Source organism: Aliiroseovarius sp. YM-037, from assembly GCF_048060095.1.
Lineage (GTDB): Bacteria > Pseudomonadota > Alphaproteobacteria > Rhodobacterales > Rhodobacteraceae > JBLUOA01.
Window position 1 is genome coordinate 43,432 of record NZ_JBLUOA010000009.1, and the last position, 11,631, is coordinate 55,062.

Sequence of the window (11,631 nt, forward strand, 5' to 3'; positions counted from 1 at the left end):
TTAGTTGTCAGCGGCCTTGTCTGATGGGGCGAGCTTGTGGCTCCGGCTTGTCCCCGCTTCAAGCGGCAGGTCGACATGCGCAAAACCAAGGCCAATGAAGAAAGACACCACGCCGGAGATCGTCTTGAACTCGCGGATCTTGATATCGTTGTAGGTCGTCCGCGTGCGGGCGGTGACGAGGAGCTTTTCCACGCCATCATCAGAGACAACACGCATGATCCAGACCCCGTAATAGCTGGGGCCTTTCTTATGTGCCGACTCCTGGCACAGGATTTCTGCGCTATAGCCGCTTTCCACGAGCTCGCGGAACCTGGCTTCCGTAACCACATTTGGTGCTTCGATGTCCCAGTTCATGGCCCGGCTCACGCTTTCTCCAATGGCGCGACCCCAGGCATTCCCACTTGAAGCCCAGAGTTACGATAGTATACTATCAACCGCAAGATGTAATATCGTGCTTTAGCTGTAGTTTGGTTACGCAAACACTAGTCACGGCCAGTGTCCGCGATCAAGGAGATAACAGGTTTGAGAAACCCAAGGTTGAGATGCCTGCTCCCATTGCAAGCTATGGTCCTTCTGATCTGCGTTCCCGGACTGGTTTTGGCGGAATCCTGCTTCGCCCCGGCCCGTCCTTTCATGCCAAGCGATTCGCAGGCAGCGCGGGACTATTCGGACATCATCCGTGGCGACTTCGAAGATTACATCCAGGATATCCAGAGCTACTTCCGTTGCCTCGACAGCGAGCGCGCCCGCGCCTTCGAGGAAGCGCGCGAAGTCAGCGAGGACTATGGCCGATTTCTGCAATTGGTAGGGGATTGATGGGCAACCTCGGGAGCATCAGACTTGCAGCCCATGGAAACCAGACGCCGATAACACCCTCAAATATCTACTTTTTAGATAACAGATTTCATCCGCTAGCGACGTCACAAAAGGTGTGTGACGCGTGGCAAAAACAATCAGAACAAATGGCCAGTTGGCGCTCGTCCGTGCGTTGGTTGATGCACGTCAAAATGCGGGTCTCAGCCAGCAGCAGTTGGCGGCGAAGCTCAAACGCCACCAGTCATTTGTGGCACGCATCGAAAGCGGCGAGCGTCGTATCGACGTCGTGGAGTTCACAGTTCTCGCGAGGGTCATTGGCTTTGATAAAGATGAAGTCCTGTCGATTGTCGAAGCCGCCACGGAGCCCGACCACAGGATTTGAAGTCAATGAATTGTTGAGAACGCGGGAACCCATTTTCCCGGTCTGATGATCATTCCCTCATCGAGGACCAGGTAGCCAAAATCAACGAAGTCCGGCGCGCGGTCGGAGTGAACGCTCTGCAACCCCACGCCGCAATTCGCAGCGCCACAGTGCAGGAAGTCAGTAAACAGTGAACGAAGATGAGGTCGAAGGCGTCGCGATTGCGAATTTGATCGGGGCGGATATGCGTAGTGTTGTCGGTTGGGTATATCGCTGGAATACAGGCGCGCTTGCGGTGAGGTGGGACGTCAGCGGTCCGCAACGGGTTTCAGGTGTTCAGCCTGATTTGAAGAACGCGGAGAAGCGCGAAATCGACTTCGAAGGCTTAAAGAGAATTCGGCGTCGCAGCAGGGGGTAGGGGTAGCCACTGCGATGTCGAAGCGGACATTGGAATCATCTGCGGCGAAGGGCTCGAAAGAGCCCGACTCTGTCATTGATTTTTCTCGCTGCGCGCGCTCGCAACATGGAGTTCGCTGCACCTGCCCATTGCATGGCGCTGCACTGCGGCGGCAATACCTGCCATTCGCTCGTTGCCTGCCGAAGATCAAGACGGCACGGATCAAGTCGCCAGGCGAAGCCAGCGTTTGAAATCAGAGCTCCAAGAACCGCTTTCGACTCTCCTCAGGCACAGCGGGAGACGCCGCTGGTGATGCCAGTTGTTCGCTGCAGCGCAGCTGTACATAGGTCTGGCCATGATAGGCTGATTTACTTGGCTGCGAGCTCCAGCACTTGCTACTTTGAGCAAGCGTTGCGTTTAGAATAAGGCGACCCGTTTGAGACCGCCTTCCTTGATCTTGTCAAGCCAGTTGAAGTTGGTTGGCCCACAGCAAGGCAAACAGCAACAGCGCAGCAGATACCGCACAAGCCACTGTGCGCACCGAATTCCAGAAGGTCCAACGTGGCAGATAGATTTCTTCCCAGTAGGCCCGTGTTGCATTGACGTGGGCATCCATCTCGGCCAAGGCCTCATTCATCGGAACGTTGAAAAACACAGTCACGCCGAAACATCCGACAAAATAGATGATCCCCGCGAGCAGCATTAGCGTCCCGGGCTGGCCGCCCAGAACCCAACCGCCGTAGCCTGCGATGAACAGTGAGATGGGTGCGAGGCCGATGAAGAAAACCATGAAGATCCAGTGGAAAACCTCGCGGTTAATAGATTGCATTGTTTGGACTCCGCTGGCACCTCCAGTGAGCGCGAGGGATCGCATCAAGAAGTCAGAAAAGGCCAGAAAGACGCCGCCGACGAGGGCATAGGCGAGGATGGCGAATTGGATCAGGAAAAAAATCGTGGTGGACATGTCATTTGCTCCTTATTCTCAGAGGAGGCAGGTGGCCTGCGCCACCCACCTCCCGGTGTGTGTGGGTTAGGCTGCGCTTGGCCAAGCGCCTGCGGTCATGGCGGTTTGGGCGAAGTCTGCGAAATCGCGAGGCCTGCGGCCCAGGGCGCGCTCGACCCCGTCCGCGGTGTGGGCATTGCGCCCGTCCAGTGTTTCGCGCGCGATTGCAGTGAAGACATCGGCGACGAAGGTGTCGCCAGAGGCGGCCACGTTGGCGTGGAAGTCCTCAAAACTGATGGGGATGTGCTGGATCGGGCGGTCCAGGGTGGTGGTCAGGACCTCCGCCATCTCAGCGAATGTCATCAGGCGCGGGCCGGTGACTTCGTACCGTTCGCCCAGATGCCCCTCTTCGGTCAGTGCTGCGACGACCACATCGGCGATGTCATCAATGTCGATGATCGGCTCTGCGATATCGCCGCCGGGCATGGGAAGAACACCGCCCAGAATTGGGTCGCGCAGGTAGCCTTCAGAAAAGTTCTGAGCAAACCAGGCGGACCGCACGATGGTATAGCCAAGGCCGGAATTGCGGATCACCTCTTCGCCCATGCTTGCGAAGTGTTCCCCCCGGCCGGACAAGAGCACGATGTGCTGTAGGCCGCTGTCGAGGGCGACCTTCGCGAAAGCCTCCAGCTTTTCGATTGCGCCGGGGAAGGCCAGGTCAGGGAAATAGGTGACGTAGGCCTTGGAGACACCGGTCAGGATTGGGACCCAGGTGCTTTGATCTTCCCAATCAAATGGGGTTTCGGATCGCCGTGCGCCGCGCCGGACAGAGAAGCCTTTAGCTTCCAGTTTTGCTGCAACGCGAGAGCCGGTTTTGCCAGTGGCGCCGATGACGAGGATAGGTTCGTTAGACATAGCTTTCTCCTGTGGTGAGCCGTGGGCCCACCCTGATTTCTTGGTTGCTGAAGTGCTGGTGTGGTGGCTGCGGCCTTTAAAGAATCAGGGCCGCCGCCCATCCCATCGCGATCAAACAGAACAGCGATGTGAAGTAGATGCGGTAAAATTGGATTTGCATGCCCCGGTGCGAGTACCTGCTACGGGGCGCATAGGGAGAGCGATGCATGGCTACGCACTCTCACGGACTTGGCCGACGAGGATCGACCAATCCATGCCCAAAGCGCCATAAACCTCGCCTGCCTGATTGCTGGCGTTGTCTGCCAGGATCTCAATCATCAGGCTCGCGCCATCGGCCACAACAACACCGGCCTGGGTCAGCCGAACCAAAGCGGTTTCGCGCTTGGTCATATTGAAGGTCCCGCTGGCATCGACGGCGACGTAAGCCTCGAACCCTTCACGCACGGCTCGCATTGCTGGGAAGGCGGCGCAGACTTCGAGGGAAAGACCCGCAAAGATCAGCTTGTTCCGACCGGTCGCGCGAATGGCCTCTTCCACTCGTGGGTCATCCCATGCGTTGACCGTTGTCCGGTCGATGAAGGTCTGATCGGGCAAGGCCTCTTGCAGTTCAGGAATCGCAGGACCCCAAAGCGTCTGGGACGAGGTGGTGGTTGTCACAATCGGTAAGCCAAGCGCCTTTGCAGCTTTGGCAAGGCCTACGATGTTGTGTTTGAGATCTGCGATGGAATAGTCGCGTATCCCGGTCATGGGCCGAGGGGAGGGCGGCGGTGGAAGATCTCTGCCAGGAGAAGTCACCTTGGGTCCCATAGGTGCCAAGGACGACCACCGCACTGCGGTTGCAGTCGCCGTCTCGCCCGGATTCGTGCTGCCGTGCATAACGAACATCAAAGACGCGGATAGACCGCACGAAATTGAACTCCGGTCCGCTGATGTCGATGTCTGCACGATCCTGAACGAGGCGCAGGGCAAGATCCACGGGGACGAACTCATTCAGGGTCTCGTCCATGCTCAATACGGCCGCTTTTGTCATTGCTTGAGATGCGTGAAGGGTCGTGGGGAATGACTGGCGTGGGCGAATATCTTCTGTTCGGAACAAGGCGTCGAGGATTTGGTCTGTTTCGCTCGGCTGACGTTCGATGTTGTAGGACGCGCCCATTGGACAGCGCCAGATCTGCAGCGGCGGTTCCACAGGCCAGGGCGTGATCCGCCGGATGAATTCGGCGCGCGCACGGGAACATGGTACAGACGCCGGCCAACCACCAGACAGGCACAGAAGAATTGCGCAATCGATAGGATACGTTTGAGCCCTTGAGCTAGAAGGCAGCGAAATGCCCGTCAATGTAAGAGCCATAATCAACGGTATAAGTCGGATTCTAAGGAAGACACTCATGCTTGGGTTCCTTGGCAGGGGACTCCCAGTATACATACAATAATATACTATCACAACACCGAGTATATTCGTCGCATAATCTTTCTTATGTTAAATAGATAACTACGTGTCCTATAGATTGTCAGCATCTTCGAATTGCTGCACCATTGCGAACGCTACCTTCTGCACGATCTGAAATTGGGTCAGAGAAATCTCCTCACCCGCATCGCATAGGCTTCAAACTCTGACCCGTACTGTTCCTTCAGCCAAGGCTCCTCCGAGAAGGGCGCGGCTATCAGAACAAGGATTGCTACTAATCCTAAAATGAGTACAGAAGGTGAAGATGTAAGGATCATCCAACCACCGACAATGCCAATATCGGCCACGTATTGAGGGTTGCGTGAGTAGCGATACATGCCAGCGGTCCTCAGCGTGCCTTTCGCGCCGCCGGTTTGGGGCACCCCGAAATGGGCGACTTCTGACCAGACGACAACATTGCCGATCACGATGAGGGGCATCCCAATTCCGAAACGCAGCCATCCTGGAACTGCCAGATCGCCCCACCCCCAGACGCCAAGCAAAATGAGGATGCCGAATAAGGAGAAGGTCGGCATCCAGACCAGAATGGGCGTGACCGCTGTGTAGTGCTGGGGCGGCCAGATACGACGCTCTGGGAACGCGATTGACCAAAGGATCGAAGCCAGTGTCGCTGCTGCAAGCCCCAGACCGAGAAAGAGAAGCGTAGATTCCATCATGGTCCGGCCTCTTCATGCCCATAGAGTCGCGCGCCATTGTGCGCATTCTTAAGGTCTTCCAATTCAAGCGTGGAATGCCGGATGCCGAACTCCTCGGCTAGGCGCGCCTTTACGGCAGCTTTGATCCCTTCACCGGATGCGCCATCAGCGGTCACGACATGGCAATCCAGCGCCGCTTCATTCTCCTGCATCTGCCAAAGATGAACGTGGTGAACGTCATGGACTCCGTCGACGTCCTTGATTGCAGCGACAACCGCGTCATTGTCGACGTCGGGCGGGCTACCGAGCATCAGGATGCGGATCGGGCGGCCGATTTCAGTCAGAGCGAGATAGAGGATGTAAAGCGCGATACCGATCGTGATCGTAGGATCGACCCACCACATGTCATAGAGCAGGATGAGGGAGCCGCCGATAATCACAGCAACAGAGGCCAATGCGTCCGACAGGTTGTGCAGGAAGAGAGCGCGGATGTTCACGCTGCTTTTTTGCATCGAGTAGGTTAGCACGGCGGTCAATGTGTCGACGATCAGCGCCACTGAGCCCAAGATCACCACAGTCCAACCGGCCACCTCGGTCGGTTCGATGAGCCGCATCCCGCCTTCGTAGATCAGATAGACGCCGACGAGGATGAGGGTGGTGTAGTTGATCAATGCAGCGACGACTTCGATCCGGCCATAGCCGAAGGTCATGCGTTCGTCGGCGGGGCGTCTGGCGATCTTTCGCGCAGCAAAGGCGATCACCAAGGATGCCATGTCCGAGAAATTGTGCAGCGCATCCGCAATGAGAGCGAGGCTGCCGGACAAGATCCCGCCGATGATCTGCGCAACGGTTAATAGCGCGTTGGCCCAGATCGCGATGGAGACACGGCGGTCCCCCGAAGCGGGATCGATATGCGCGTGGCCGTGATCATGAGGCATGACGGGATTCTTCGTGTTTATGGTTGGGCAACGCCAAGCCAGGAATTTGCGGTACGCTACCGGACCGAATACGGCGCACGCGGGCATTCATCCAATGGCGGATGATATGACGATACAGCAAGTCCTTTACCAAACTAAACGACTGCCGATGGTTGACGTAAAAATCGTCGGGCGCGTTAAAGGTACCAAAGTCCTGAACGATGCCTGTTTCCTGGATATAGGTGTCGCCGCCGGTCCACTCCACTGGCGGGGCCTGCAGGGAATCAGTCCCTGCCCCGTATCCGCAAAGGCTGGGGGTCCCGGAAAATGTGGATTGGATAGATGACAGGAACGCAGCGTCGAGAATAAACCCCTCGAGGTTGACCCAACCTGTCTCGGTCTCCACCTCGACCCAGGAATGAATGATCTCTTCCGGTGCGAGGGGATAGACCAGTTCCGGAACGACACCGCGTTGCAGCGCCTTGTGAATAGTGAAGCCGTGAAGACGGCAGCGTACGCCGACCGCGCGCAACAACGCCATGAGAAGCGTGCCCTTGGTGTTGCATTGACCAAAACCGTCAGCGAGCACATCGGTGGCAGAGATGTCGTCTGAGCGGTTGTACCCAAAGGCAATTTCATTGCGCACGAAATCGTAGACAGCCCCGATCCGATCATGTGTAGACAGGGTGTTCCAAGCTCTAGCCTTGACCAATCGTGCAATCGACGGATGGTCGAAGTTCAGGATTGGGGTTGGTGCAAGTAACGGTTCAGCGATTGTCATCGGCACTCTCCTTGATTCGATTTAGGAGAGTTGTAATTGCTATAGTTACTGTAGCTTCAAGTACCAAATTTGCTAGCAAATCCAGCGTCAATGTCAGGCAGTGCCTTACGGAAAACCCGCGCGCATGTATGCAATAATTTTCCAGACGTCGTCTTCGCTTAATACTTCTTCAAAAGCTGGCATATCAGTTCCAAAACGCTCACCGCCTTCGAAGATCGCCCAGAGAAGGTACTCGTCTCCCGCCATAGGCATTTGCACGAATCTTTGCAGAAGAGCCGGGGACGGAACCAAAGAGCGTCCGGCCTCACCATCTCCGAGGCCTTTTGCGCCATGGCAACTTGCACAGGAATTCGAATAGAGCGCCTTACCGTCCGCGATGATCTGTGCCGTGCCCCGCACCGTACTGCGGGCACCGCGATAGGCTGTGGGAACCCCTTCGTTCATGTACGTCCAATGCCGCTGCATGCGCATTTGTTGTCCGGGCCCCATGTTGCCCCAACCCCAACCTTGCATGTGATCAGACCCCATTTGGCCGGAACTCATCCGACCGTGCCCCCACCAGCCGCCATTATTCTGTTGGGCCAATGCGCCAATTGACCCGACACCAATTGCCGCGACTACGGCGAGACTAAGAAATGTTCTCTGCTTCATGGCGGGTCGCTCCTATGGTTGGTAATTCCTCTCGACAAAACTGACACCGAAACTGATCTACGTCATTGAGACAGATCAACTGCGGGCAAAGAGCGAATGCACAGCGTTGCAGAGTTTAGGCGCCAATCTCATCGTGATCAGTCAGACACTCCGAGTGATCGCGCAAAACCTCGAGAACCTTACAGTCGGCCGTATTGCCCCCGCTGCATTCGTGGATCATGCGCTTCAGCTCGGTGCGCAGCGCCTTCAAGCGGTCCATCCGCAACTCGACCTGCTTGAGTTGCCGGCGCGCGATGGAATCGGCCTCATGGCATGAGCGATCCGGATTGTCGCTGAGATCGAGAAGTTCGCGGATCGCTTCGAGGGGAAACCCTAACTGTCGCGCATGCCGAATAAAGGACAGGCGGTCGACTTCAGCATCGCCGTAGCGCCTCTGTCCCCCCTCTGTCCGACCGGGCTCAGGCATCAACCCGATTTGTTCATAGTACCGGATGGTCTGAACCTTCGTGCCGGTCTTCTTTCCCAGGTTTCCGATTGTCAGCATGCAACCTCCATATCTATAGTTTTGGTAGCTATAGCTATTGGTATGCGCAAGCCAGTCTTGCAATCACGGGTCCGTGACGCACCGTCTCTGTGTAAAGAAACAGCTTGAACCTCTAGCTACTAGAACATTTACAAGGCTCAAAAAATGGATGGAGTCAGGCGCAATTCTAGCAATGAGATTATCAGTATTTCAGAAAGTACTATGGGTCCTCGCCGCGATCGCGATCGTGGGGTTCGTCTGGCTACAAGTTTCTTCCAAAGGCGAACAGCGAACGGGTGAGCCTGCGTTCCGCGCAGATTTTGAACTGACCGATCACCATGGCATGGTGCAGACGGACGAAGATTTCGCGGGACGCTGGATGCTCGTTTTCTTCGGATTTGCGAATTGCCCCGATGTGTGCCCAACGACCCTAGCCGAAGTTGCCGCCGTAATGGATGCACTCGGTTCAGATGCGACCCAAGTCCAGCCGCTCTTCATTTCGATTGATCCGGAACGTGACACGCCGCAAAAACTAGCGGAATTTGTCCCAGCGTTTGACGCAAACATAATTGGGCTGACCGGTACACCCGATCAGATCAAACGCACGTCTGAGAGTTTCCGCGTTTACTTTGAGAAGATCGAGGAAGCCGCCTCCCCTGACGGTTATACGATGGGGCATTCCTCCCAGCTCTTTCTCTTTGACCCGCAAGGCGGATATGTCGGGGCCTGGACATACGGCACGCCAGCGGAGGAGATCCTTTCCGATCTAAAGGCGCGGATGTCGATATGAGCCGGGTGATGTCAAAAGTTACGGCTTTGACCGCCGCCTGGATCGTCGCTTTGGGGAGTTCCCTGGCCGTGCTCTATATCGGTGAGGTTTTAGGGCAGGCTCCGTGTCATCTATGCTGGTTCCAGCGCGCCTTCATGTTCCCTCTGGCCGTCATTCTGGGCCTCGGTCTCTGGTGGGAGGATCATCGAGTCGGTCGCTACGGTGTTGCGCTCGCCGTTGGTGGGGCCGCCATCGCACTCTGGCATCTGGGCCTTTATACTGGAATTCTCCCGGAACGCATCCAACCCTGCACGGCGACCGGTCCATCCTGCACCGATGACAATCAGGTCTTTCTCGGCATGCCGATCCCGCTTCTGTCGTTAACCGCCTTCGGGCTGATCGCGATCCTGTCAATTCTCTCCCTCAAGGAGGAGCGCAAATGAAAAACAAATCCATAGTTCTATCGGTCCTTCTCGTTGGCCTTGCGATCTTTGCCGCCGCCATTTGGTATCAATCCCGCCCTGCCCCGGTGGCTCAAGTCGAGCCGGTCCAGCCCGAAATCGCAGAGGCGTTAACCCGGCCCTATTCTCCGATCCTCGGCCCGGAGGAGGCCCCTGTCACCATCGTCGAGTTCTTCGATCCGGCTTGCGAAGCGTGCCGCGCCTTCCATCCGATTGTGAAGGGCATATTGGCCGAACATGACGGCGCAGTCCGTGTCGTGCTGAGATACACGCCGTTTCACGGAGAAGGCTCAGAAGAAGCCATTCGTGTCCTTGAGGCCGCACGGATGCAAGGCGTCTTCGAGCCGGTGCTAGAGGCGCTCCTCGAGTATCAGCCGCGTTGGGCGTCACATGGTGCGCCGGCCCCCGGCCTGATCCTTGGGATTGCAGAGCAAGCTGGCCTGGACCCGGAAGCTGCTAAAACCCAAATGATGGCGCCTCAGACCGTTGGCGTCCTCAATCAAGATCGCGCGGATGTGGAGGCGGTTGGCGTGCGCCAGACCCCCACCTTCTTCGTAAACGGCAAGGCCCTCGATCCTTTTGGCGCTGACGAGCTGCGCGCCCTTGTTGCAGCGGAAGTCGCGGCGAGCGGATCGTGACCAGAGAATTTCAAGGAACAAACCGATGAAATCATCTTCCGCCATTGGCATTGTATTCAGTATCTTGGTCGGGCTCCCTACAGCCTCAATTGCAGGGTCGGAAGACGTCGTGGTCGAAGACGCGTGGGCTCGCGCGTCCATCGGCACCAACCGTCCGGGCGCGGCCTACATGACTGTGCGCAATACAGGCCCCGATCCGGTAACATTGGTGGGGTTGGAAACGCCGCTCGCCATGATGCCGGACATCCATGAGACGACGACCGATGCAAATGGCGTCAGTTCCATGGGCCCAGTCGGTGAAATCACCATCCCAGCGGGCGAAAGTGTTTCGCTGGAACCAGGTGGCATGCATGCCATGCTGATGCGGTTGCAAACGAAGATGGTCGAAGGCGAAACCTTTCCGCTGACGTTGCGCTTTGCCGATGGCGGGATGTTGACAGTTGATGTGCCCATTCTGGGTATCGCAGCGCGTGGGCCGGAGGGTTGATGAACCGAAGAACCCTTTTCACTTATGGTGCCGCAATAAGCGGGGCGCTTGCGCTCACGCTATTTATCGGCTGGTGGCAGGTGGACGGTCCTGGCGCGCCTGAACCTGTAGCTCAGCGACCCTTGCCGCTCACCCAGATGGAATTCCAGATGACCGATCAAGGCGGTGCAACCGTCGGACCCGCGTCGCTTCTGGGCAATCCATCCATGGTGTTTTTTGGCTTCACATACTGCCCCGATGTTTGCCCCACCACATTGTCGGATATCTCTGGCTGGCTTGACGATCTTGGGGACGACGTCGCGGAGATGAATGTCGTGTTCATCACGGTCGATCCGGAGCGCGACACCGTGGACGCCATGGCAGAGTATGTCAGCTATTTTCACCCAGCGATCCAGGGGTGGACCGGAACGCTGGATGAAACGGCACGCGCCGCAGCAGGCTTCCGCGCAAGCTATGAGAAAGTCGCCGTTGAAGGTGGCGACTACACGATGGACCACACAGCGAGCGTTTTTCTGTTCGATGCTGAGGGACAGTTTGCCGGTACCATCGACTACCATGAATCACGAGAATTCGCGGTGCCAAAGATCCGCCGCGTTCTTGCAACAACCGGAGAACAAACGTCATGAAGCTGTTCACGCTTGCAACTATGCTTTCGCTCAGCCTCGCCGCTCAGGCGGTCGCGGAAGCCACACCGATCGACGTCAAAAAGACAAATGGCTGCGGGTGCTGCCTTGCATGGATGGAACACCTCGAGGAGAACGGCTTCGCACCCAAGGGCGAGGACATGTTTGCTGGGCTGCTCGTCCGCTTCAAGCTCGACAACGGTGTCCCGCAACGCATGGTGTCCTGTCACACGGGCCTGGTCGAGG

General features: G+C 56.9%; 18 protein-coding genes and 1 pseudogene. 9 read left to right on the forward strand and 10 right to left on the reverse strand.

Annotated features, from left to right (window positions below):
• Complete coding sequence (locus ACEWPJ_RS17955) at positions 1 to 354, reverse strand: hypothetical protein (RefSeq protein WP_114276223.1); 354 nt, start codon at positions 352 to 354, stop codon at positions 1 to 3.
• A gap of 210 nt (positions 355 to 564) precedes the next feature.
• On the opposite strand from ACEWPJ_RS17955, the gene ACEWPJ_RS17960 reads away from it, so the two are divergent.
• The 3 genes from ACEWPJ_RS17960 to ACEWPJ_RS17970 all read left to right on the forward strand — a co-directional run bounded on the left by ACEWPJ_RS17960 (position 565) and on the right by ACEWPJ_RS17970 (position 1,595).
• A complete protein-coding gene (locus ACEWPJ_RS17960; protein ID WP_416514345.1) occupies positions 565 to 816 on the forward strand; it encodes a hypothetical protein in 252 nt (83 codons plus the stop codon).
• A gap of 124 nt (positions 817 to 940) precedes the next feature.
• Positions 941 to 1,198 (forward strand): helix-turn-helix domain-containing protein, encoded by a 258-nt coding sequence (locus tag ACEWPJ_RS17965; RefSeq protein WP_416514346.1) that lies wholly within the window; start codon positions 941 to 943, stop codon positions 1,196 to 1,198.
• Positions 1,199 to 1,367: 169 nt separating this feature from the next.
• Positions 1,368 to 1,595 carry a hypothetical protein gene (locus ACEWPJ_RS17970; protein ID WP_416514347.1) on the forward strand — a complete coding sequence of 76 codons (228 nt, stop codon included), beginning with the start codon at positions 1,368 to 1,370 and terminating at the stop codon, positions 1,593 to 1,595.
• 439 nt (positions 1,596 to 2,034) lie between these two features.
• Here the strand turns inward: ACEWPJ_RS17970 and ACEWPJ_RS17975 are convergent, their stop codons facing one another.
• The 9 genes from ACEWPJ_RS17975 to ACEWPJ_RS18015 form a co-directional block, all read right to left on the reverse strand.
• Positions 2,035 to 2,538 (reverse strand): DUF1772 domain-containing protein, encoded by a 504-nt coding sequence (locus ACEWPJ_RS17975; protein ID WP_416514348.1) that lies wholly within the window; start codon positions 2,536 to 2,538, stop codon positions 2,035 to 2,037.
• Between the two features lie 66 nt (positions 2,539 to 2,604).
• Positions 2,605 to 3,432 (reverse strand): NmrA family NAD(P)-binding protein, encoded by an 828-nt coding sequence (locus tag ACEWPJ_RS17980; RefSeq protein WP_416514349.1) that lies wholly within the window; start codon positions 3,430 to 3,432, stop codon positions 2,605 to 2,607.
• Positions 3,433 to 3,642: 210 nt separating this feature from the next.
• Positions 3,643 to 4,155 (reverse strand): isochorismatase family protein, encoded by a 513-nt coding sequence (locus ACEWPJ_RS17985; protein ID WP_416514354.1) that lies wholly within the window; start codon positions 4,153 to 4,155, stop codon positions 3,643 to 3,645.
• Positions 4,040 to 4,783 (reverse strand): hypothetical protein, encoded by a 744-nt coding sequence (locus ACEWPJ_RS17990; RefSeq protein ID WP_416514355.1) that lies wholly within the window; start codon positions 4,781 to 4,783, stop codon positions 4,040 to 4,042. Before ACEWPJ_RS17990 ends, ACEWPJ_RS17985 begins: the two co-directional genes overlap by 116 nt.
• 221 nt (positions 4,784 to 5,004) lie before the next feature.
• A complete protein-coding gene (locus ACEWPJ_RS17995) occupies positions 5,005 to 5,556 on the reverse strand; it encodes a methyltransferase family protein (RefSeq protein ID WP_416514350.1) in 552 nt (183 codons plus the stop codon).
• Positions 5,553 to 6,473 carry a cation diffusion facilitator family transporter gene (locus ACEWPJ_RS18000; RefSeq protein WP_416514351.1) on the reverse strand — a complete coding sequence of 307 codons (921 nt, stop codon included), beginning with the start codon at positions 6,471 to 6,473 and terminating at the stop codon, positions 5,553 to 5,555. The genes ACEWPJ_RS17995 and ACEWPJ_RS18000 overlap by 4 nt, the downstream gene beginning before the upstream one ends.
• Positions 6,463 to 7,233 carry a transglutaminase-like domain-containing protein gene (locus tag ACEWPJ_RS18005; protein ID WP_200878986.1) on the reverse strand — a complete coding sequence of 257 codons (771 nt, stop codon included), beginning with the start codon at positions 7,231 to 7,233 and terminating at the stop codon, positions 6,463 to 6,465. Before ACEWPJ_RS18005 ends, ACEWPJ_RS18000 begins: the two co-directional genes overlap by 11 nt.
• Positions 7,234 to 7,338: 105 nt before the next feature.
• On the reverse strand, positions 7,339 to 7,884 hold the full coding sequence (locus tag ACEWPJ_RS18010; RefSeq protein ID WP_299832016.1) for a c-type cytochrome: 546 nt from the start codon (positions 7,882 to 7,884) through the stop codon (positions 7,339 to 7,341).
• A gap of 115 nt (positions 7,885 to 7,999) precedes the next feature.
• Complete coding sequence (locus ACEWPJ_RS18015; RefSeq protein WP_323804412.1) at positions 8,000 to 8,428, reverse strand: helix-turn-helix domain-containing protein; 429 nt, start codon at positions 8,426 to 8,428, stop codon at positions 8,000 to 8,002.
• Between the two features lie 172 nt (positions 8,429 to 8,600).
• Here ACEWPJ_RS18015 and ACEWPJ_RS18020 point away from each other — a divergent pair, with 172 nt between their 5' ends.
• The 6 genes and pseudogenes from ACEWPJ_RS18020 to ACEWPJ_RS18045 form a co-directional block, all read left to right on the forward strand.
• Positions 8,601 to 9,197 carry an SCO family protein gene (locus ACEWPJ_RS18020; protein WP_416514356.1) on the forward strand — a complete coding sequence of 199 codons (597 nt, stop codon included), beginning with the start codon at positions 8,601 to 8,603 and terminating at the stop codon, positions 9,195 to 9,197.
• Complete coding sequence (locus tag ACEWPJ_RS18025; RefSeq protein ID WP_416514352.1) at positions 9,194 to 9,619, forward strand: disulfide bond formation protein B; 426 nt, start codon at positions 9,194 to 9,196, stop codon at positions 9,617 to 9,619. Before ACEWPJ_RS18020 ends, ACEWPJ_RS18025 begins: the two co-directional genes overlap by 4 nt.
• Positions 9,616 to 10,275 carry a DsbA family protein gene (locus ACEWPJ_RS18030; RefSeq protein ID WP_037210200.1) on the forward strand — a complete coding sequence of 220 codons (660 nt, stop codon included), beginning with the start codon at positions 9,616 to 9,618 and terminating at the stop codon, positions 10,273 to 10,275. The genes ACEWPJ_RS18025 and ACEWPJ_RS18030 overlap by 4 nt, the downstream gene beginning before the upstream one ends.
• Positions 10,276 to 10,300: 25 nt before the next feature.
• On the forward strand, positions 10,301 to 10,762 hold the full coding sequence (locus ACEWPJ_RS18035; RefSeq protein WP_052071533.1) for a copper chaperone PCu(A)C: 462 nt from the start codon (positions 10,301 to 10,303) through the stop codon (positions 10,760 to 10,762).
• Positions 10,762 to 11,388, forward strand: a complete 627-nt coding sequence (locus tag ACEWPJ_RS18040; RefSeq protein ID WP_037210201.1) for an SCO family protein — start codon at positions 10,762 to 10,764, stop codon at positions 11,386 to 11,388. The genes ACEWPJ_RS18035 and ACEWPJ_RS18040 overlap by 1 nt, the downstream gene beginning before the upstream one ends.
• Positions 11,385 to 11,631, forward strand: a pseudogene (locus tag ACEWPJ_RS18045) (DUF411 domain-containing protein); the annotation flags it as partial. The gene ACEWPJ_RS18040 and the pseudogene ACEWPJ_RS18045, both read left to right, overlap by 4 nt.